Origin of the sequence: Novosphingobium sp. AAP1 (assembly GCF_001295765.1) — a bacterium.
Lineage (GTDB): Bacteria > Pseudomonadota > Alphaproteobacteria > Sphingomonadales > Sphingomonadaceae > Novosphingobium > Novosphingobium capsulatum.
In genome coordinates this window covers 403,045-424,164 of the sequence record NZ_LJHO01000004.1, presented here as the reverse complement: position 1 = coordinate 424,164, position 21,120 = coordinate 403,045, and the positions used below count along the sequence as shown (strand labels likewise).

At 66.0% G+C, this 21,120-nt stretch carries 19 protein-coding genes; 14 read left to right on the top strand and 5 right to left on the bottom strand.

Annotation, left to right across the window (positions count from 1 at the left end):
• Positions 1-27: 27 nt before the first annotated feature.
• Both IP65_RS11610 and IP65_RS11605 read left to right on the top strand, forming a co-directional pair.
• Positions 28-1,185, top strand: coding sequence for an N-acetyltransferase (locus tag IP65_RS11610; protein ID WP_054131881.1), 1,158 nt, complete (start codon positions 28-30; stop codon positions 1,183-1,185).
• A 142-nt stretch (positions 1,186-1,327) separates the two neighbouring features.
• Positions 1,328-1,777 carry a response regulator gene (locus IP65_RS11605; protein ID WP_054131807.1) on the top strand — a complete coding sequence of 150 codons (450 nt, stop codon included), beginning with the start codon at positions 1,328-1,330 and terminating at the stop codon, positions 1,775-1,777.
• Between the two features lie 251 nt (positions 1,778-2,028).
• Here the strand turns inward: IP65_RS11605 and IP65_RS11600 are convergent, their stop codons facing one another.
• Complete coding sequence (locus IP65_RS11600; RefSeq protein WP_051146283.1) at positions 2,029-2,721, bottom strand: Crp/Fnr family transcriptional regulator; 693 nt, start codon at positions 2,719-2,721, stop codon at positions 2,029-2,031.
• Between the two features lie 283 nt (positions 2,722-3,004).
• Between IP65_RS11600 and IP65_RS11595 the strand changes: the two genes are divergently transcribed.
• On the top strand, positions 3,005-3,361 hold the full coding sequence (locus IP65_RS11595) for a response regulator (protein WP_054131806.1): 357 nt from the start codon (positions 3,005-3,007) through the stop codon (positions 3,359-3,361).
• Between the two features lie 122 nt (positions 3,362-3,483).
• Positions 3,484-4,284, top strand: a complete 801-nt coding sequence (locus tag IP65_RS11590) for a response regulator (RefSeq protein ID WP_022675674.1) — start codon at positions 3,484-3,486, stop codon at positions 4,282-4,284.
• 127 nt (positions 4,285-4,411) lie between these two features.
• On the opposite strand, the gene IP65_RS11585 is transcribed toward IP65_RS11590, so the two are convergent.
• On the bottom strand, positions 4,412-6,046 hold the full coding sequence (locus tag IP65_RS11585; protein ID WP_231627672.1) for a CHASE domain-containing protein: 1,635 nt from the start codon (positions 6,044-6,046) through the stop codon (positions 4,412-4,414).
• Between the two features lie 362 nt (positions 6,047-6,408).
• Here IP65_RS11585 and IP65_RS22215 point away from each other — a divergent pair, with 362 nt between their 5' ends.
• The 3 genes from IP65_RS22215 (at position 6,409) to IP65_RS11575 (ending at position 8,745) form a co-directional block, all read left to right on the top strand.
• Positions 6,409-6,666, top strand: a complete 258-nt coding sequence (locus tag IP65_RS22215; protein WP_369801282.1) for a NepR family anti-sigma factor — start codon at positions 6,409-6,411, stop codon at positions 6,664-6,666.
• Positions 6,659-7,285 carry a sigma-70 family RNA polymerase sigma factor gene (locus IP65_RS11580; protein ID WP_028657704.1) on the top strand — a complete coding sequence of 209 codons (627 nt, stop codon included), beginning with the start codon at positions 6,659-6,661 and terminating at the stop codon, positions 7,283-7,285. Before IP65_RS22215 ends, IP65_RS11580 begins: the two co-directional genes overlap by 8 nt.
• A 188-nt stretch (positions 7,286-7,473) precedes the next feature.
• The gene (locus IP65_RS11575; RefSeq protein WP_231627666.1) at positions 7,474-8,745 is read left to right on the top strand and encodes an AI-2E family transporter; all 1,272 of its coding nucleotides are present in this window, start codon (positions 7,474-7,476) and stop codon (positions 8,743-8,745) included.
• 75 nt (positions 8,746-8,820) lie between these two features.
• Here IP65_RS11575 and IP65_RS11570 read toward each other — a convergent pair whose 3' ends face one another.
• Together IP65_RS11570 and IP65_RS11565 are read right to left on the bottom strand one after the other, a co-directional pair.
• Complete coding sequence (locus IP65_RS11570; RefSeq protein ID WP_022675669.1) at positions 8,821-9,435, bottom strand: superoxide dismutase; 615 nt, start codon at positions 9,433-9,435, stop codon at positions 8,821-8,823.
• Positions 9,436-9,571: 136 nt separating this feature from the next.
• Positions 9,572-10,861, bottom strand: a complete 1,290-nt coding sequence (locus tag IP65_RS11565; protein ID WP_082350093.1) for a dicarboxylate/amino acid:cation symporter — start codon at positions 10,859-10,861, stop codon at positions 9,572-9,574.
• Between the two features lie 79 nt (positions 10,862-10,940).
• On the opposite strand from IP65_RS11565, the gene glmM reads away from it, so the two are divergent.
• From glmM to IP65_RS11550, 3 genes are all read left to right on the top strand, one after another.
• Positions 10,941-12,281: a phosphoglucosamine mutase gene (glmM, locus tag IP65_RS11560; RefSeq protein ID WP_028657638.1), complete on the top strand. Its 1,341-nt coding sequence runs from the start codon at positions 10,941-10,943 to the stop codon at positions 12,279-12,281.
• A 14-nt stretch (positions 12,282-12,295) separates the two neighbouring features.
• Positions 12,296-12,520: a DUF1272 domain-containing protein gene (locus IP65_RS11555; protein WP_022675443.1), complete on the top strand. Its 225-nt coding sequence runs from the start codon at positions 12,296-12,298 to the stop codon at positions 12,518-12,520.
• 333 nt (positions 12,521-12,853) lie between these two features.
• The gene (locus IP65_RS11550; protein ID WP_022675442.1) at positions 12,854-14,092 is read left to right on the top strand and encodes a DUF3422 domain-containing protein; all 1,239 of its coding nucleotides are present in this window, start codon (positions 12,854-12,856) and stop codon (positions 14,090-14,092) included.
• Positions 14,093-14,128: 36 nt separating this feature from the next.
• On the opposite strand, the gene IP65_RS11545 is transcribed toward IP65_RS11550, so the two are convergent.
• The gene (locus IP65_RS11545) at positions 14,129-15,289 is read right to left on the bottom strand and encodes an aminotransferase class I/II-fold pyridoxal phosphate-dependent enzyme (protein ID WP_054131804.1); all 1,161 of its coding nucleotides are present in this window, start codon (positions 15,287-15,289) and stop codon (positions 14,129-14,131) included.
• A 171-nt stretch (positions 15,290-15,460) separates the two neighbouring features.
• On the opposite strand from IP65_RS11545, the gene IP65_RS11540 reads away from it, so the two are divergent.
• The 4 genes from IP65_RS11540 to IP65_RS11525 all read left to right on the top strand — a co-directional run bounded on the left by IP65_RS11540 (position 15,461) and on the right by IP65_RS11525 (position 21,093).
• A complete protein-coding gene (locus IP65_RS11540; protein WP_054131803.1) occupies positions 15,461-15,925 on the top strand; it encodes a hypothetical protein in 465 nt (154 codons plus the stop codon).
• 101 nt (positions 15,926-16,026) lie between these two features.
• Entirely contained in the window at positions 16,027-17,184 is a 1,158-nt protein-coding gene (locus tag IP65_RS11535) for a hypothetical protein (protein ID WP_054131802.1), read from the top strand.
• Between the two features lie 166 nt (positions 17,185-17,350).
• Positions 17,351-19,684 (top strand): TonB-dependent receptor, encoded by a 2,334-nt coding sequence (locus IP65_RS11530; RefSeq protein WP_062783587.1) that lies wholly within the window; start codon positions 17,351-17,353, stop codon positions 19,682-19,684.
• Between the two features lie 107 nt (positions 19,685-19,791).
• Positions 19,792-21,093 carry a serine hydrolase gene (locus IP65_RS11525; RefSeq protein ID WP_082350091.1) on the top strand — a complete coding sequence of 434 codons (1,302 nt, stop codon included), beginning with the start codon at positions 19,792-19,794 and terminating at the stop codon, positions 21,091-21,093.
• Positions 21,094-21,120: the final 27 nt, after the last annotated feature.

The window sequence follows — 21,120 nt, the reverse complement described above, 5'->3', positions numbered from 1 at the left end:
GCGCGTATAACTCAAAACAAAGGCGATATCGTGGCAGGCGAAGTAGTCATCACCCCCGTTGCAAACAAGGCCGAACGGGCCGCCTTTGTCGATCTGGCCTATCGCATCAACGCATCTGACCCCAACTGGGTGCCGCCGCTGCGCATGGAAGCGATGGAACTGATCACTCCGGGCAAGAACCCGTTCTTCGAACACGCCGATGTGCAGCTGTTCCTGGCGCGGCGCGACGGGCGCATCGTTGGCCGCATTTCCGCCCATATCGATCACCTTGCCGTGGCGATGGACCCGGTACAGGGCATGGGACCGGGCACCGGCAACTGGGGCCTGCTGGAAGCGGAAGACGAAAGCACGGCCCACGCCCTGATCGCGCGGGCCGAAGAATGGCTGCGCGCCAAGGGCATGACCCGCGTGCTCGCGCCGCTGTCGATGTCGGTCTGGGAAGAGCCGGGCCAGTTGACGCTGGGCTTTGACCATCCGCCCACGGTGATGATGGGCCACCAGAGCGAACGCTATCAGCACTATATCGAAGCGCTGCCCTATACCCCGGCCAAGCAGCTGCTGACCTATGAGCTGGACATCACCAAGCAGTTTCCGCCGCTGATCCAGCGCATCGTGCAATCGGGCGAGAAGAACGCCAAGATTCGCATCCGCAATGTCGACAAGAGCAAGTTCGACAGCGAAGCGGCGATCATCCTCGACATCCTCAACGATGCCTGGTCGGACAACTGGGGCTTCGTGCCGTTTACCCAGACCGAGATCGGCTATGCCGGCAAGAAGTTCAAGCCGATCGTGCGAGAAGACCTGATCATGGTGGCCGAGTACGAGGGCGAGCCGGTGGCCTTCATGATGACGCTGCCCGATCTCAACGAAGTGATGAAGCCGATGGGCGGCAAGCTGTTTCCGTTCAACTGGATCAAGCTGCTGCGCTGGCTGAACAAGCCGCGTTGCCGCACCATGCGCGTGCCGCTGATGGGCGTGCGCAAGAAGCTGCAATCCTCGCGCCTCGCGAGCCAGCTGGCCTTCATGATGATCGAATACATCCGGCGCAACTCGGTGCAGCACTATGGTGCCTCACGCGGAGAAATCGGCTGGATCCTGGATGACAACCAGGGGATGATCGCCATTGCCGACGCGATCGATAGCCACGTCAACAAGCGCTATACGATCTACGAACGCGCGCTTTGATCCACCGCCCGCGCCTGCGGAACGCGCGGGCGCAACAGGCGTTGTTCCCGGCGGGTTAGCCTTGCATAGGCCAAGGCAAGCCCCACTTGGGCGCCGGCCCTTGCACCCGCGTGCAAGGCGGCCGGAGAAGGGAAAGCAGGCCATGCAATTGTTCGGTCATCCCGGCGCGCCATCCGGCCCGGCCGGCGGCGGGTTGGGCAATGCCCTGGTGGTCGAGGATGAGGCCATCGTGGCGCTGGCCATGGCCGACAGCCTGGCCCAGGCCGGGGCGGATACCGTGGCCACCTGCCACACCACCGCCCAGGCCCTGATCGAGATGCAGCGCCTGCGTCCCTCCATCCTCGTGCTCGACGTGCACCTGGCCGATCGTGACGACGGCTGGGCCCTGGCGGAACTGGCCATGGCGATCAGCCCGAATCCACCGCTGATCATCTTTTCCACCGGCACGCCGGAAAGCATCCCACCGCACATCGCCGAACTCGGCCACGTGCTGGCCAAGCCCTTTCCACCCGATGCCCTGGCCAGCCTGGTGCAGCGCCATGGCCGTCAGGCCGGCCTGCTCGGCCGCCTGCGCAATGCTTTGACGCGCTGATCACGGTCAGGGGTTACAGCCACCGGGCGCACCGCGTGTGTCGCTGTGCATACACGCCCACGAAAAAGGCCTCCGCCGGGGATTGGCGGAGGCCTTCGGGATCGTATCACCAGCCGCTTGGACGGGAGGGGGGGTCTCGGCGGTGACATGCCTTTAACGGGGCGCCCCGAAATCGGTTCCCACCTCGCCGAAAAAAATCGGCATTATTTTGCAATTTCGCCCCAATCCCCCAAACCCTCCAGCCAAGCACCTTAGATGTAAGGTCTTTTTGGCAAGCCCTGGGGATCGAAACCGACCATCGCCCGCACATTGTCCAGGCGGGGAATGTGGATGCCCGTGCCCATCCAATCCACCTGGCCAGCCTTGCGCAGCGCCTGCAACGTGCGGTTGGTATGCACCAGCGACAGGCCCAGCATATCAGCCACCTGGCCCTGCGTGATCGGCACGCGCAACGTGGCAGACGGGCCGATCTGCGGCGCGATGCCGGTCTGCAAGCCGCGCTCCACCAGCCACAACGCCAGATAGGCCACACGCTCGCGCGCCGGGCGCTGGCCCAGCGCCACCAGGTGCTGCTCCAACGCATCTTCCTCGCGCGCCGAAAGCCAGATCACGTCATAGGCAAAGCGGGGTTGCGCCGTGACCAGTTCCATGAAGCGATCGCGCGGGAACATGCACAGCCGCGTATCGGTGAGCGCGGTGACGCCATGGCTCATCTCGCCATCGAATGCGGCCTGCAGACCGACCAGATCGCCCGGAAACATGATGTTGACCACCTGCCGGCGCCCATCCTCGAGCAGGCGATAGCGCATCAACACGCCTTCCAGCACGGTGAACAGCCGATCGCCCGGCGCACCCTGGCGCAGCACTTCCTCGCCGCGCGCCACGCTGCGTTCGCCACTGCGATGGCGCTCGATCCATTCGCGCTGCGCCGTATCGGGGGCCACCAGCCCGGGCCGATCGCGCAGCGGACAGGTACGGCACGGTTGATTCAATTGCCGGATATCTACGGCACCCTGGCCGCCGCCGGCGCTTCCGCCTCCTCTGTGCACGCTGTCTTACACTCCTGCCTACCCGGCAACGGCCACCCTGTTGGGCGCCATGATCGGGCATGTCCGGCCCCACGGCTATGTCAAATGACATAAACGAGTTCCCGGTTCCCGGATAGAGCGCGCCGCCGCAGGCCAGCCAAGCCCCCCACCCGCTGCCTGCGCGCCGGAGCGCGTTGCAATGATTGCCGATTACATTCTGGTGCTGGAAGACAACGTGCTGGTTGCGATGGAAATCGAGGACGAGCTGACCGAACGCGGATTTCGCGTGGCCGTGGCCGTGGACATTGCCGAAGCCGAAGCCCTGGTCGCGCAAGAGACGCCGCGGGCTGCCCTGCTCGACCTGCGCCTGCCCGATGGCCATTCCACGCCGCTGGCGCTGCACCTCGTCGCACAAGATTGTACCGTGGCGCTGATTTCCGGGGCAGATTCGGGCATGATCCCGGCCTCGCTGGCGGGCGTGCCGCGCTTTCCCAAGCCGGTCGGCGTTTGGGAACTGGCCGATTGGGCCACCGGTGTGTTCGATCCGCAAAAGTGAGCGGCACAGCGGCGTGCCCATCTGCATGCCGCACCCGTCGATGCAAAAACGCATCTTGGTTCGGGAACCGAAACCAGCGTAAGGCATTGAGGGGTGCATTGCGTATCCAGGAAGGGGTTTAAATGTCGCTGGGCGCCAAAGTAGCTACCAATCTTCCCTATCTGCGCCGCTATGCCCGGGCTTTGACCGGAAGCCAGCAGACCGGCGATGCCTTTGTGCGTGCCACGCTGGAAGCGGCTCTTGCCGATGCAGACCTGCGCAGTGCCATCGGCGAAGGCCGCGTGGCGCTCTATCGAGCCTTCAACAAGGTCTGGTCGAGTGCGTTCGTCGATACCCTGGATCATTCCGGTGGTAGCGATCTGGGCCTGCACGAAACCGCCGCGCAGGAACGCCTGGCGCACATCACGCCGGCCAACCGCCAGGCGCTGCTGCTGGTCACGCTCGAAGACTTCTCGGTTGCCGAAGTGGCCGAAATTCTCGACCGCACGCCGGCCGATGTCGAAGCCCTGGTGCAGGAAGCGATCGAGGAAATCGACCGCGAGTCCTCGACCAGCGTGCTGATCATCGAAGACGAGCCGCTGATCTCGATGCAGCTGGAAGACCTCGTCCGCTCGCTGGGCCACGACGTGTGCGGCATGGCCGCCACCCGCACCCAGGCGCGCGACATTGCCAGCCGCGAAACGCCGGGCCTGGTGCTCGCCGATATCCAGCTGGCCGATGGTTCTTCGGGCCTCGACGCGGTGGACGATATCCTCAAGCTGGTCGATGTGCCGGTGATTTTCATCACCGCCTATCCCGAACGCCTGCTGACCGGTGACCGGCCCGAGCCGACCTACCTCATCACCAAGCCGTTCCAGGAAGCGACCGTGCGCGCCGCGATCAGCCAGGCGCTGTTCTTCGGCTCCAGCCGCCCCCTCTCTTGATTTAGCGGCCACCCCGCCAGGGGTGCTCTAACAGTTCCCTCGGGAAAGGCCGGACCCAGTTGGTCCGGCCTTTTTCGCGTGCCGTGTCTGTCCCTGCGCCTGCGGGCGGCGGCGGTAATGGATCAGCTTAAGCCGGCCGGCCCTCGCGGATGGCAAAAGAGCCACGCTCGCGCACGGGAATGATCAGGGTGCAGCGCACACCGTCGGCTTCGAACCGCAGGTCCACCGGATTGCGCAGTTCGTGGGCGACGATCTTTTCGATCAGGTCGGTGCCAAAGCCGCGCTTGCGGCCCGCCTTGGGATCGATCGCCGGTCCGCCATGCTCCCGCCAGGAAATGCGCGCGGTGGTTTCGCCCGCCAGTTCCCAGCGCACCTCGACCCGGCCCCCCGGCACGCTGAGCGCGCCATACTTGGCCGCGTTGGTCGCCAGTTCGTGAATCGCCAGGCCCAAAGACAAAGCATCGTTGGGCGCCAGTTGCACATCGGGCCCGCCCATGTCGACATGGTGGTCGGCGCCCTGCGCATAGGGAGCCAGTTCGGCGCGGATCACCAAGTCTACCGGCGTGGCGCCCCAATCCGACTGGGTCAGCAGATCGTGCGTGGCCGAAAGCGCGCGGATGCGCCCTTCCAGGCTTTCGACAAAGCTGTCGAGATCGCGCGCGCGGCGGCGAGTCAGCGCGATGATCGACAGCACGTTGGCCAGCGTGTTCTTCACGCGGTGGTTCAATTCGCGCGTCAGCGAATCGCGGATAGAGGATTGCTGTTCGAACCAGGCCAGGGCCACACGGTCTTCGGCCACCTGCTGGCTGACCAGCCGCGCAAGGACCAGCAGCAGCGTTGCCACCAGCAGGCCGAACAGCAGGGTCATGACCGACAGCATGCTCAGGACCATGGCCGGCGGCGCTTCCACCACCAGCAGCCAGCGCCGGCCCGCCACATCGACCCAGCGGCGCACCACCCGCCCTGACCGCGCGGCCGGGCTTTCCTGGGCAAGCAGGTCGGCATTGGTTTCGGTGCCATCGTAGAGGCGCACGCCCAGCGGGGTATCAGGATCGGTTGGCAGCGAGGTCCGCAGGAATTCATCGGCGGCAAACGGCGTGAACACGAACCCGCGCAGGGTACGGCTGCCGTCATCGCGGCTGGCGCCGAACACCGGCATGTACATGACAAAGCCAACCTGGTCGCTGACATGGCCGGCGTGAACCAGCTTGAGCTTGCCCGACACGATCGGCCGCTCTTCCAGCTCGGCGCGATCCATGGCGATGCGGCGCACCGGATCGCTGGCCATGTCAAAGCCGATCGACTGGCGGTTGCGCGCGGTTTCGGGCACCAGGTACATGACTGGCACGGCATAGCCACGCTTGGCGAAATCGGCCGGCCGCACCGCAAACGGCGGCGTTGGCAGCATCGGCGCACCGTCTGCATGGCCGCCGCCGCTGCGCATCACGCGCTCGACCATGGGCACGTCTTCGCTCGCCACGCGCATGCCCCAGCCAATGCCGTTGACGCCGCTGGCGCTGCCTTCCATCTGCAACTGGCCGACGAAAGAGCGGAACAGCGAGGCTTCGACCGAGCGGCGCGTGGCAAACAGGGCGGCGGCTGAACGCAGATAGGCGGCGTTGCCGTTGGCACGCCGTTCAAGCCCGGACGAGACCTCCTGGGCCACCTTGTCCAGCTGGGCAATCTCGCGCTGACGGTCCGCGCGCTCGATCGCGAAAACGCTGAGCGCGGTCACGGCCATGGTCAGCGTGAAGATTCCCACCGGCAAGGCCCGCGGAAAGCGCTCGTACCATCTTGGGGCCAGATTTTTCTGGGAGAGCAGTTTCTCCACGTGCCCGTGCGATCCCTTTACCTTGCCATACCCAAAACGTGCGGCGTGCGCCTGCTTAGCCCATGCCGCCTGATCATGCCCGATGCAACGCACGGCGCAAGCACCTGTGCCCGCAACTGGCCGACAATTATGTGGTTTTCACAGCGCAGGACGCCGCGCCGGGCTTCCGGCACGGTCTTGGTGATTTTGGCGGGAACCGATTGCGAGCGGTTTCGTTCCACATGCGCAACAACCCAAGACCGATAACCCAAGACATCGGGCACCTGTGATTCTGGCGGCCCCATGGTCTATGCATGGACAAACGGCCAGCCGCGCCAGGCACATCCGATCCGTTCATCCGCAAGACCCATGGGGGGAGGCGAAGCCGAAAGCGAATGTCGAAAGATAAACCTATGAAAAACCCGGGGACCCGACGTCGCACCAGCGCGCGGGCGAACTCGCCCGAGTGGGCGGACGGTTTGCGCCGACTCTACGATTCCGTCGTAGAAGAACCCTTGCCCGACAGCTTCGCGCAGTTGCTCGACAAGCTGGACGGCGATGCGCATGGCTGATGCCCCACGCCCGTCGGCAGACACCAAGGGCGATACCGCTGCCTCCGCCCGCAACGCCGTTGCTTTCAAACGCGAATTGACCGGTGTCATTCCGCACCTGCGCGCCTTTGCGCGTGGTCTGTGCGGCCGTCCCGACCTGGCCGACGACTTGGTGCAGGAAACCCTGCTCAAGGCCTGGGCCGCGCAGGAAAGGTTCGAGCCGGGCACCTCGATGCGCGCCTGGACCTTCGTGATCCTGCGCAATGCCTATCTCACCGACATGCGCCGCAACCGCTTTCGCGCGGAGTATGACGAGACGGTGGCCGAACGCGTGCTGGTCGCGCCCGCCGGGCAGGAAAGCCCGCTGCACCTGTCGGACATGCACCGCGCACTGCTCACCCTCCCGCCCGAGCGGCGCGAGGCCCTGCTGCTCGTCGGCGCCGGTGGTTTCTCCTACGAAGAAGCCGCGCAGATTTGCCAATGCGCCGTGGGCACGATCAAGAGCCGCGTCGGCCGCGCCCGCGCCGCCCTTGCGCAGATGATCGATACCGGGCAGCTGCCGCGTCGCAGCACGGGTGATGCCGTGGCACACGATGCGATCATGCACGAGCTTGATACCACGGTTCAGTCTGGCCACTGACGGTTACGCTGGCGGTTCTGGCCCCGGCCCGCGATCGGGCTGGGGCCGCCCCTGCCTTGGCTTGGGCAGCACCGCACCAGTCACGCGGCAAAGCGCGGCCGCATTAACGCCAGCCCCTTGATTGCGCCCCGGCGCAAGCCCAAGACGGCAAAAGGCGAATCACCGCCAGATTCAGGCCGTGCCCCCCCTTGTCCAGCAGCGATTCCATCAACGATCCCGATCCCCTCTCCGCCGCGCCGCCTGCCGCGCCGGATGCGCTTCTGCACGCCGAGCCGGGGGTGCAGACGCAGCAAGCCCGCCTGCAATCGGCCATCCTGCTGTTGCTGGGGCTGGGGCTGTTCTTTGGCCTGCCATTCGTGCTGTCGATCGGATCAGTCGTGTTCCTGCCCCCGGTCACCGCGATCGTGCTGACGATCGTGCTGGCCCCGGCGGCGGATCGCCTGGTGCGGCTGGGCCTGCCCAACATGCTTGCTTCGTTTCTGGCCCTGCTGCTGCTGATCGCGGTGGTGGTCGTCGCGCTGTCGCTGATCCTGCAGCCGGCCTACGACATGGTGGACCAGGTGCCGGCCATGGCGCGCCGCGTCTCGCTGCGCTTTGCCGAACTGCGCAGCAACCTGGCGTGGATGAATGACATCAACCGCCAGATCGCGCGCCTCACCGGCTCGACCGCCACGCGCGAAGTGGTGGTGGCAACGCCTTCGGTGATCGAGCAGGTGGCCTTCGCCACGCCCAGCGTGCTGATCGAAGTGCTGCTGACCTTCCTGCTGACCTTTTTCATGATCGAATCGCGCATCCGCACCAAGCGGCGCCTGCTGTTCGATCGCCACAGCTTTGGCGCCTCGGTCCGCATCGCCCGGGTGATCCGCGCGGTGCAGGATCGCGTCGCCTCGTACATTCTCACCGTCGCGCAGATCAACCTGGGCGTGGGCACGATCGTGGCCGCAGGATCGTGGGCATTCGGCTTTTCTGCGCCGATCATGTGGGGCGGGCTCGCCTTCGTGCTCAATTTCCTGCCCTATGTCGGGCCACTGGTCATGGTCGCGCTGCTCACCCTGGTCGGTGTCGGCACGGCCAGCACAGTGGCGCTGGGCCTGCTGCCGGCGCTTGCGTTCCTCGGCCTGCATGCGGTGGAGGCCAACTTCGTCACGCCCTCGATCCTGGGCGCGCGGCTCACGCTCAATCCGGTCTCGATCCTGATCTCGATCAGCTATTTCTCGTGGATCTGGGGCACGCTGGGGGCGCTGCTGTCAGTGCCGATCCTGCTGACGCTGACGGCCTTGGTCGATCACCTGGGCCGGCCGAACCTGGTCGGCTTCCTGTTTGGCGAGCCGCTGTTCCAGCCGGGCCTGATCGCGCAGGATGAATTGCGCCATCCCGAAGACTATGCCGGGCACGAGGGTGATATGGCCAGCGACGAGACCGGCCGCCCGTTGCACCCGCGCACGCCACAAGGCGCCTGACCCAACCGCGCCGCATACAAAAAAGGGCAGGCCGCGCGGCCTGCCCTTTCTCATGTCGTCATCGCGGTGCGATGATCAGGCCGGATAGGCCCAGAGCGAACCGCGGCCGAGGTTTTCGGCGGCAAAGCCCCAGTTCAGGTGCTTTTCGATCACGCCCTTGAGATAGTCGGGACGCAGGTTCTTGTAATCGACGTAATAGGCGTGTTCCCACAGGTCGATCACCAGCAGCGGGTTGCCGCCCAGGTCGGAATAGGTGGCAGCGTCGTGAGTCTGTTCGACCACCAGCTTGCCATCCTTGGCCACCAGCCACACCCAGCCCGAGGCAAAGTGCGCGGCGCCCTGCGCGGCCAGTTCGGCCTTGAGCGCATCGAGCGAGCCGAACGAGGCTTCGATCGCGGCGGCCAGGTCACCGGTGGGTTCGCTGGTTTCGGGGGTCAGGCTGTGCCAGTAGAAACCGTGGTTCCAGGTCTGGGCAGAGTTGTTGAACAGGCCCTTGTCACCCTTGGCTTGCGCGGCAGCGACGATGTCTTCCAGGCTCTTGTCGGCCAGATCGGTGCCGTCGATGGCGGCATTGGTCTTGTCGACATAGGCCTTGTGATGCTTGCCGTGGTGGGTCTGCAGGGTCACTGCCGAGATCGTGGGGTCCAGCGCGCTGTCGGCATAGGGCAGCGGGAGAAGGGAAATCGCCATGGTCGCTCCGTTTCGTCAGGGAAAATCGGCAATGCCAAACCAACGCCTCAGGCGGGCATCGGTTGCCATTGCGGCCTATGGCATTTGGCAGCGATTTCCAGTGAATTTTTCTGATCGTGCTGCAAGCGCAAACTGATCAATCCTCGTGCGCGGCCACGGCGGCCGTCACCGCCACGTCCATCGTCACATTGCCCAGCGTGCGCATCAGATCGGGCAGCATTTCCACCGCCACCAGCAGCGCAAGCGGCTCTACCGGCACGCCCATGGCCAGCGCGATCGGGCCGATCGAGGTGACGAAGCTGATCGTGCCCGGCAGGCTTACCGCGCCAAAGCTCATCACGCTGGCCACGGCAAAGCCGGCCAGCATGTGCCAGCCATCCACCGGCACGCCAAACCAGTGCGCAACATAGATCGCCACGGCAAAGTTCATGGCCGGCCCGGTGCCGCGAAACAGCGCCACGGCCAGCGGCAAGACCAGTTCGCTGGTCGCATCGCGCAGGCCCAGGGTGCGGCAGGCGTTGAGCATGGCCGGCAGCGAGGCGAGCGAGGACTGCGTGGACAGCGCCAGCGCCTGCGCCGGCAGCATCGCGCGGGCAAAGCGGATCAGCGGCAGGCGCCCGCCCAGCACCGCCAGCGGATAGGCCGCGAGGAACACCACCGTGCCGGTCAGCGCCACGATCATCACATAGTGCGCCAGCGCGCCGATCGCGGCAGTGCCGCTCTTGGCCGCCACCACCAGGCTGAGCGCGAAAACGCCCACCGGCCCGCACCACAGCACCCAGCCGATCACCACCAGCATCGCCCCGGCAATGCCTTCGAAAAAGACCGTCAGGATTTGCCGTTGGGCACTGCGCAGCCGCGTCGCGGCCATGGCGAACACCCCGGTGAACAGGATCACCGGCAGGACCGCATCGGCCGCTGCGGACGTGAACACGTTGACCGGCACCATCGAGGTGATGAAATCGCCGAACGCCGGCATGGTCGTGGCCGTGCCCGCGGCCGCCGCGCCGACATTGGCGCGCAGCGCCGCGCCCGCGCCTTGCGGGATCGGCACCAGCGCCAACAGCGTGGGCGTGAACAGCCCGGCCATGGCCGATCCGCCCACCAGCACGACCATGAACCAGGCCAGCGCGCGCCGGGCCATGGCCCCGGCGCGGGCCGCCGCTACGGTCTGCACCACGCCGGTGAACAGCAGCGCGACCACCAGCGGCATGATCGTGGCCCGCAGCGCGCGCAGCCACAGATCGCCGACCGGCCCGGCCACGGCCAGGATCGGCGGCAGCGCGGCCGGCGCGGCAAAGGCGAGCGCCAGGCCCAGCGCCAGCCCGCCGACCAGCCCCAGGAAGATCCACAGCGCCGGAACATGGGCCATGGGCGGAAGCCCCCCTTCGGGAGCGGATGACGGATCGGTAATCGCTTGGTTCATGCCATGGTGAGAATAATGGTGTAGGAGGCACATGCAATGGCGCCTTGGTGGCGCCAGGCAAAGGGACAAGATCTTCGCGATGGGACGAAAATTCTTCGGCACCGATGGCATCCGGGGCCGGACCAATGCCGGGGTGATGACCGCGGCAACCGCCATGAAAGTGGGCCAGGCCGCCGGCACCTATTTCCAGCGGGGCGATCATCGCCATCGCGTGGTGATCGGCAAGGACACCCGCCTGTCGGGCTATATGCTGGAAAACGCGATGACCGCCGGGTTCACCAGCGTGGGCATGGACGTGGTCCTGCTTGGCCCGATGCCGACGCCCGCTGTCGCCATGCTCACGCGCGAAATGCGCGCCGATGTCGGCGTGATGATCTCGGCCAGCCACAACCCGTTCGAAGACAACGGCATCAAGCTGTTCGGCCCGGATGGCTTCAAGCTTTCCGATGAAGACGAACTGGCGATCGAGGCCATGCTGGAGGATGAGCTAGACCTGGCGCCGGCCAGCGAAGTGGGCCGTGCCCGCCGCATCGAGGATGCGCGTGGCCGCTATATCCACGCGGTCAAGGCCTCGCTGCCGCATAACCTGCGCCTCGACGGGCTGCGCATCGTGGTCGATTGCGCCAATGGCGCGGCCTATACCGTGGCGCCCTCGGCGCTGTGGGAACTCGGCGCCGAAGTGATCGCCATCGGGGTGGAGCCCAATGGCAAGAACATCAACCTCAATGTCGGGTCCACCCATCTCGACGCGATAAAGGCCAAGGTGCGCGAAGTGCGGGCCGATATCGGCATCGCGCTCGATGGCGATGCCGACCGCCTGATCGTGGTCGATGAAAAGGGCCAGACGGTCGATGGTGACCAGATCATGGCGCTGATCGGTAGCCAACTCGCCGCACGCGGCGCGCTGACCGGCGGCGGCGTGGTTGCCACCGTGATGTCGAACCTGGGCCTCGAACGCTTCCTGCGCAGCAAGGGCCTGGACCTGGTGCGCACCGCCGTGGGCGATCGCCACGTGCTGGAAAAGATGCGCGAGGGCGGGTTCAACGTGGGTGGCGAACAGTCCGGCCACATGATCCTGACCGACCATGCCACCACCGGCGATGGCACGATCGCGGCGTTGCAGGTCTTGGCCGCGCTGGTTTCCAGCGGCAAGCCGGCCAGCCAGACGCTGCACCTGTTCGATCCCGTGCCGCAACTGCTCAAGAACGTGCGCTTTGCCGGCGGCAAGCCGCTCGAGGCCGAAAGTGTGCAGGAAGCCATCGCCCAGGCCGAGGCGCGGCTCGCTGGCCGCGGCCGCCTGGTGATCCGCCCATCAGGCACGGAGCCGGTGATCCGCGTCATGGCCGAGGCCGACGATGCCGAGGAAGTAGCAGAAGTGGTCGACGCCATCTGCAACGCCGTGCGCAAGGCTGCGGCCTGAGCGGAGAACCAGACATGCTTGCCATGCACCCCGATTGCCAGAACTGCGGCACCGAGCTTCCCGCCGAAGCGCCCGGCGCTTTCATCTGCTCGATGGAATGCACGTTCTGCGCCGAATGCGCCGAAGACCTCGATGACCGCTGCCCCAATTGCCAGGGCGAACTGATGGACCGCCCGACGCGGGCCAAGGCGCTCCACGCCAAGTACCCGCCCGCGCGCGAGCGGCGCTATAAGCCTTAGACCCTAGGCCGTAAACTCATAAATGGCACCCCCGAGGCGCCAAAATGGCGAACATATCGGGCCAAAGTGACCGCCGCGAAGGCTGGTAGCCTTTGCAAGGGCACTTTGGGCTGAGATGGAAGCCATTTTGGCGCCGCTCCGCGGTTTGACCCAAAGGCCCCCTCGCAGCGTCGAAAGCACTTGAAATATTGCCGATATTCCTGCGCGCTCTCTCCTCGCGACGGGGCCTTTGGCCTCAAACCTCGGGGGCGCCATTTATGAGTTTACGGCCTAGCATACTTGCACGCCCCCTCCCCTGCGCGCATGATCGCGCCAGGGAAGAGGGCAACAGCCATGCACGAACACGAATGGCGTCGGCAGATCGTGAACGAGATGCATCTGCGTCGCTGGCCCGTGCTGCGCGCGCCGATGCAGGTGGTGCAGCAGGTGCGGCTGGTGGACGATGCCGCCCGCGATGCCGAATGGGCAGCCTGGGCAGCCATGCCCGAAGGTGGCGAGGTGCGCCGCGCCGATCGTCGCCACGTTTCGGGCACCCTGGCCGGTGGCGTGTCGTTCACCTGGGAACGGCATAGCGAGGCCAGCACCCAGACGCTGTTTGCCCCATGCGACGTCGATCTTGCCGATGCGACTGCCTGGATGGAAAGCCTGCCCGGCGCGACGGTGCGCGCCACGCGGCTGGTGATCGTGGCAGACGAAGCCGATGCCGCCCAGGTGATGCCGGCCATGGGCCTGGTGCACGATGACCTGGTCTCGTGCCACGTGGCCGGCCCGATGCGCATCTGGTCAGACTTTCACATCGGCGAGGATGGCTATGGCCGCATGCTGGTGGCCGCATGCGGGTTGGAAGGGGGCGACCTGACCCGCGCGGTGCAGCGGTTGCAGGAATTGAGCAGCTATCGCAACCTGGCGCTGCTCGGCCTGCCGGTGGCGCGCGCGGCCTGGCCCCGGCTGGACCAGGCCGAAGCAGACCTGCGCCGCCTGGGCGAGGCGCTGACCCGCGACGATGTGCGCGACGATGACCTGATGGACCAGCTTTCCGGCCTGTCGCTGGCGATCGCCGCTGTGGCCAGTGCCACCGACTACCGCATGAGCGCCACTGCCGCCTATGCCCTGCTGGTGGAAGAACGGCTGGCCGATCTAGCGCCGCGGCCGATTCCCGGCTTTCTCTCGCTGGGCGAATTTACCCAGCGCCGCTTCCTGCCGGCGGTGCGCACTTGCGCCGCGTTTTCCCGTCGCGAACGCCAGGTGGCGGCGCGCGCCGGGCAGTTTACCGCCCTGCTGCGCGCCCGGATCGAAACCCGCATCGAAAACCAGAACGGCGCGCTGCTCGCCTCGCTCGAACGCAGTGCGGTCCGCCAGTTGCGCCTGCAACACCTCGTCGAAGGGCTGTCGGTGGTGGGGATCAGTTATTATGCCACGGCGCTGATCGGCCATGTGTTGGAAGGCGGGGAAAGCCTGGTACACTTCGATGCGCGCCTGGCGGTGGGGGTAATCACCCCGCTGGTGATGCTGGCGACCTGGCTGGCACTGCGCCATGCCCGCCGCCAGGTACTCGATCACCCCTCACCGTGATATTTTCACTACCCGTGATATTATCGATATTACGGGTCAGACCGCTGCTTCGGCCATCCGCGCGGCAAACCACGGCTTCATCCGCGCCAGCGCGTCTTCCACCTCGGCGGTGGAAACGGCGAAGCTGATGCGGAAGAAGCGGCGCCCTTCGACCGGATCGAAATCGATGCCCGGTGCCGTGGCCACGCCGGTATCTTCCAGCAGCTTGAGACAGAACGCCATCGAATCGTCGGTCAGGTGGCCGATATCGGCCCAGACATAGAATGCGCCATCGGGCGGCGCGATGCGGGCCAGGCCCAGCGCCGGCAGGGCATCGAGCACGAGTTGGCGGTTGCGCGCATAGGCCGCGACATGGCCCTGTAACTCGTCCTGGCATTCGAACGCCACCAGGCCGGCATTCTGGCTGAGCACCGGCGGGGTAAGGAACAGGTTGCCCATCCGCGCACGGGCCTGGTCGACCAGCGCGGGCGGCACCACCAGCCAGCCAAGGCGCCAGCCTGGCATCGAGAAGTACTTGGAAAAGCTGTTGATGATCACCGCCTCGGGATCGACGGCAAGCAGGGTCTGCGCCTGCGCACCGTCATAGGTGAGGCCGTGATAGATCTCGTCGCTGATCACCGCGATGCCGCGTGTCTGGCAGACCTTGATGATGGCCGCCAGTTCATCGGGTGCGATCACCGTGCCAGTGGGATTGGCCGGGCTGGCCAGGATCAACCCGTCGGGGGCCGGCTCCATGGCCGCCAGGGCAGCGGCGGTGACGTTGAAGCGTTCCTGCGGGCCACAGACCAGTTCGACCGGCTCCATGTGCAGCGCACGCAAGGTATTGCGATAGGCGACATAGCCGGGCCGGGCGATCGCCACCCGCGCGCCGGGGGCAAAGCGCAGGGTCAGCGCCATGACCAGTGCCGGCGAGGCACCACAGGTCAGCACCACCTGCGACGGATCGACCGTGACGCCGGCGGTGTCGTGGTAATGCCGGGCAATGCGCTCTTTCAGCGCCTGGCTTTCCCAATAGCCCTGCGCCTGCGTGTCGAGCACGTGATGGGCACGGGCAATCGCGGCGGCGGGCGCGCTGGTGGAGGGCTGGCCGAATTCCATGTGGATCACCGGCCGGCCGGCCGCAGCCGCGTCGGCGGCGATACGGTGCGCCAGGGTGGAAACGGCAATGGCGTGAAAGGGTTCGATCTGTGCAGTCATGGGGGCCGTGCGGGTAACACGATTCAGGCGGCGGGTATATCCACCCATGGTGATGGCTGCGCCTACGGGACTGACAGGCGGATGAACCAGCCGTAATCTGCCCGCCATCGGCGGTTTGGCGGGCATCAGGCACCTGCCTTGCCGGTAACACCACGCAACAGGCGATGATCGATGGCACACTCTGGGCAACACCGAGACGCCGCCACGGCGGGGCAGAGCCAGGACAACGGCATGCCCGCCGGGCCGGCCACGCCGGTCAACGCCGCGCAGACCACCGACCTTGCCGGAAACCCGCTGGACACGGCCAATGCCAGCGGCCCTTGCACCACGGCCCAGGCACGCGCCAGCCTGGCACAATGCCGAACCGCCACCGGCAGCGGCATTCCTGCCGCGCCGCTGGCGCTGGTCGCGCTGGCCTGCGCCCTGCTGGCGGCCGGCGTGTGGACCTTGACCGGGCAGGAAATCCGCAAATGGATCGATGGCCAGGGATGGGATTGGCAGGCCGCCTCGCAGCGCACGGGCAGCCATGGCCGCGCCGCCCGTGCGCTGCGACGGCGGCGGCGCCTGGCGCTTGCCATGATCGTCGTTGCGCTGGCGCTTGGCATCGTCGGCCTGGTCGCCGCGCCGCAGGGCTGAACGCCCCGCCGCCACGGGCCTGGTAGGCAACAGCGACCCTTTGCCTTGGCAGCGGGCATGGGGTACAGCAACATCCTGACATAGCCCGGACCAGGCTGCCCATGACGCATTCGGACTCTTCGCTGCTGCTCGACCTCTACGGCTCGGTAGAGCATGAGGCGCGCTGGCAGGTCGTGCTCGATACGTTGCGCGATCGCATGGGCCTGGAAAGCGTGGTGGCGCAGGTGCTGTCTTCGGCCCGCTCCTGCCTGCAACAGGTCTGGACGGCGCGGGATTCGGTATCGTTGCGCCATGCGGCCATTCACGATTCCTGGGCCAATTCCGGCGCCAATCCCCGCTTTCATCGCCAACGCGCGCTGCGCCATCCCGATACCGGGATCGGCAGTGATTTCCAAAGCCTGGATCATTCCGAAAACGAACATCGCGCCATGCGCGAAGGGTTGGCGCGCTGCGGATTGGGGCCGGCATTCTGGGTCGATTTCGGCCTCAGCCCGAACAGCCATTTCTCGCTGGTGTTCCATCGCAAGCCCGGTGATGACCGCGACGTCAACGCCGGCGAGGTGGAATTCCTGCAGCAGTTGCAGCCCCACCTCAGCCAGGCGGTCAGCCTGTGGCTCAAAACCTCGGAAAACGCGGCGCGGGTGCGCACGCTGGAACAGGCGATCAGCGCCACCGACCTGGCCATGACCAGCTGCGATCGCACGCTGCGCATGGCATGGAGCAATCCGGTGGCCGAGACGCTCCTCGCCTATAACCGGCACCTGGGCGTGCGCAACGGCATGCTGACCGCGCACAACGCGCAAGCCAATGCCGCGCTCAAGGCGCTGGTTGCCGATGCCGCCACCGGCCATGCCGATGTGCTGGCATTGGGCAGCCCGGGAGACGATCCGCTGCATGTGCGGGCCGTGTCTGGTGCCAACCAGGCCGGCATCGGTGCGGCCGCGCGCGATGAAGTGCTGCTGCTGATCGCGGCGCCGGAACGCCGCGTCCAGATCGTGCCATCAGCCCTGGCGCGCCTGTTCCGCCTGACGGGAGCAGAAGCGCAACTGGCCGCGGCCCTGGCCGCGGGCGACACGGTCAGCGAATATGCCGCCCGCCGCGGTATTACCACCGGCACTGCGCGCATCCAGCTCAAGCAGCTGTTCGGCAAGACCGGCACCGGGCGCCAGGCCGATCTCGTTCGCCTGATCCTGCATTCGCTCTCGGCCCAGGGCAACGGCACCCTGCCCCCGGCACCCGTTCCGCCACGTCCAAACTGAGATCGCAGACTATATCCCATATGGGAGGTGCAGGGCCGCAACCTCTGGCCCCATCATCCCCCGCGACAAGGCGGAACGGACGCGTTCCAAACCGCCGCAGCATGAGGGATAGAAGATGCAGCCCAGACATTTCCATTCGTTCGCAGGCGCTCCCGTGGCCCTGGCCATGGCCCTGGCCTGGAGCAGCGGGCCGGCACTGGCGCAGGATGGCAGCGGCACGCCGGCAACTGCAACAAGCGCCGATGCCGCCCCCGGCGAAATCGTGGTCACGGCCACCCGCCGCGCCGAATCGCTGAGCAAAGTGCCGCAATCGGTCACCGCGCTCAGCCAGGCCTCGCTCGATGCGCGCGGCATCAAGGACATTTCGGGCGTCGTGCGGCAGACGCCGGGCATCCAGTTCGATCCCAACGGTTTCGGCAACCAGACCAACATCGCCATTCGCGGCATCAGTTCCACCGTGGGGGCGGCCACCACCGGCGTCTATATCGACGATACCCCTATCCAGAGCCGCGTCGTGGGCTATTCAACCACCAACGCCTTTCCCGCGGTGTTCGATCTGGCGCGCGTGGAAGTGCTGCGCGGGCCGCAGGGCACGCTGTTCGGCGCCGGTTCGGAAGGCGGCACGGTCCGCTTCATCACCACCCAGCCCAGCCTTACCGACACGCATATCTATGGTCGCGCCGAAGCCTCGGCCACGCAGGGCGGCGCCGCCTCGGGCGAGCTCGGCGTGTCGATTTCAGCGCCGCTGGTGCGCGACAAGCTCGGTCTGGCAGCCAGCGTGTGGTATCGCCACGATGGCGGGTGGATCGATCGGCAGGATGCCAATCCCATCCTGACCAACGCGCCCTATCTCAAGAACGTCAATTCCAGCTGGACCCAGGTGGCGCGCTTTGCGCTGAAGTGGGCGCCGGTCGATGGCGTGGAAATCACGCCCTCGCTCTATTATCAAAAGCGCGTCAACAACGACACCAGCCCATGGTGGGAAAACAACGGCCTCGCTCCCAGCGATCCGGGCTACAAGGCGCTGTCCAACCCCAGCAAGGGCCAGTACGTCAGCGGGGCGCCCAATGGCTCGCCCGATCGCGATCGCTTCTATCTGCCCGCGCTCAACATCAGCGCCGATCTCGGCGGCGCGCAGCTGATCAGCAACACCTCTTACTATGTGCGCGATCAAAGTGGCGAGATCGACTATTCCACGATCTGGCCGGCGGTCTTTGCCGGCACGCCCTGGGTCGGCACCGATCACAAGGCGCTGGCCTATATGCGCAACGACCAGCGCACGTTCACCCAGGAAGTGCGCCTGCAATCCACCAACGCCAACGCGCGCTTCACCTGGGTGATCGGCGGCTTTTATGCCAAGTCGGTCCAGCATTTCGCCGAACAGGTCTATGACCCCAACTTTGCCGACATTTTTGGCGGCGTGCCGCCCGAAGTGGTGCTTGGCGTGCCGCTGGTCGATGGGCTCTATTCGCTGGCGGGGAGCGGACGCGGCGCCGACGAACAGCTGGCCGGTTTTGCCGAAGGGTCGCTCAAGCTGACCGACACTCTCAAGGTAACCGCCGGGGTGCGCGTGGCGCACACCAAGTTCGAAGGCAATTCGCTGTTCCAGGGTCCGGTCTCGGGCTATCAGTTGCAGGACCAGCAGTCGGTCAGCGAAAACCCGGTCACGCCCAAGTTCGCGCTCAACTGGCAGGCCACGCCAACCACGCTGATTTATGCCACGGCGGCCAAGGGCTATCGCATCGGCGGCACCAATGCGCCGGTGCCGCTCAGCCAGTGCGGGACGGACCTTGCCAACTATGGCTTTGCCAATGTGCCCAGCACCTACAAGTCCGACAGCCTGTGGAGTTATGAAGCCGGCGCCAAGACGCGCGTGGGCGGCGTGAGCCTGGCAGCCAGCGCCTACCACGTGGATTGGAGCAACATTCAGCAGAACGTCTATCTCCAGCATTGCGGCGCGCAGTTCACTGCCAACCTGGGCAAGGCGCGCAGCCAGGGCTTCGACATCCAGGCGACGGCCCGGATCAGCCCCGCGTTCACCCTGGATGGAACGCTGGCCTATACCGACGCGCACCTGACCCAGAATGTCAGCGGCCAGCCCAATCCCCAGGCCGGCCAGCTGATCGCCGCAGTGGGTGATCACCTGGAAACCCATCCGTGGACGGCCACGATCGGCGCCAATTATGAAGCGCCGGTCGGCAGCGCCACGGCCTATCTGCGCGCCGACTATTCGTACAAGAGCAAGGCCAGGATGTCGGCCGTCACCGACAGCAGCACCAGCAGCTATGATCCCGGCGCCTATGCCCTGCCCCAGGTGCACTATGCCAGCCTGCGCGCCGGGCTGCGCAAGGGCGCCTATGATCTCTCGCTGTTTGTCGACAACCTGACCAACGAAACCACGATCCTGTCACGCTCGATCGAGGTGAGCGGCGTTGGCACCTATCGCAACCTGTCACAGCGCCCGCGCACGTTCGGCCTCACCCTGCTGATGCGCCAGTAATGCCGGGTGCCCCGCCATGGGGCACCCCCTGCACTGGGCCGGAAGCACCCTGATGCTTCCGGCCACTTTTCCCCTTGTTCCTTCCCTGCTGCAAAGGCTGCTTCCCCATGGTTTTCCCCCGCAAGAAGGCCGCGCTCGCGCTGGCCAGCGCCACCCTCGCCCTGGCCCAGGCATTCGCCACGCCCGCCCTGGCGCAAACCGCGCCGCCCCATGTCCTGCCCAATGGCCAGGTACCGCCCAACCTGGCCGCCGCGCGCACCCACATGCTCGAAGCGCCGGAAAACATGCTGACCTTCCACACCATGGATCAGCTGTTCCAGACCCGCCCGGTGCCGCGTTCCGGCCCGATCGCCGCGCTGCCCCGCGTGGACCAGGCCCTGCCCGATGCCGTGCTCGGCACCACGAAAATGACCGAGGACCAGTGGGAAGACCGCACTTTCACCAATGCCCTGCTGGTGATGCGCGACGGCAAGATCGTGCACGAAAGCTATCGCAACAACACCGATGCCAGCACGCACTACATCTCGTTCTCGATGGCCAAGTCGATCACCTCGATCATGGTCGGCATCGCGGTCAACCAGGGCTTCATCAAGTCGATCGACCAGCCCGCCACCGACTATGTCCCCGAACTCAAGGGGTCGGGCTATGACGGGGTAACGATCCGCCAGTTGCTCCAGATGCGCTCGGGCGTGGATTACGAGGAACGCTATGACTTTGGCGCAACGCCCAGCGTGGCCGCCAAGATCTTCCTCAACGCCATCGTCGCCAACACCGAACGCTTTGCCGACACCGCGCCGCGCTTGGGCCGCAAATGGAAGCCGGGCAGCCACTTCAACTATTCCACGCTCGATACCAGCGTGCTGGGCTGGATTCTCGAACGCGCGACCAAGCAGCCGCTGGCCACCTACATGACCAACAACCTGTGGCAGCCGATGGGCATGGAATCCTATGGCTTCTGGCTGGCCGATGGCGCGCCGGGCGTGGGGCGCGAGTTGAACGGCATGGGCTATAACGCCACGCTGCGCGATTTTGCCCGCCTGGGGCAGATGATGCTGGACGAGGGCAAGTTCAACGGCCGCCAAATCCTGCCGGCGGACTGGGTCCACCAGGCAACCGCGATGGTGCCCAATGCCGATCCCGGCACGCCGCCCCCACCGGCCAGCGTGACCGATCCCTTCGCCCGCTCCGGCTATGGCTTCCAGTGGTGGAAGATCGACGATACCGGCGCCTATACCGCGCTCGGCCTCCAGGGGCAGTTCATCTACGTCCACCCCGCCACGCGCACGGTGATCGTCAAGCTCAGCTTCTTTCCGCCCGAGGGATCGGACCTGGGCAATCGCGCGCTGGAAGAGACGCTGGCCTATTTCAAGACGCTGGTGAACTGGTCCGCCAGCGCGCCCAAGCCGTAAGGCCAGGCGCCCAAGGGATGATCCGGC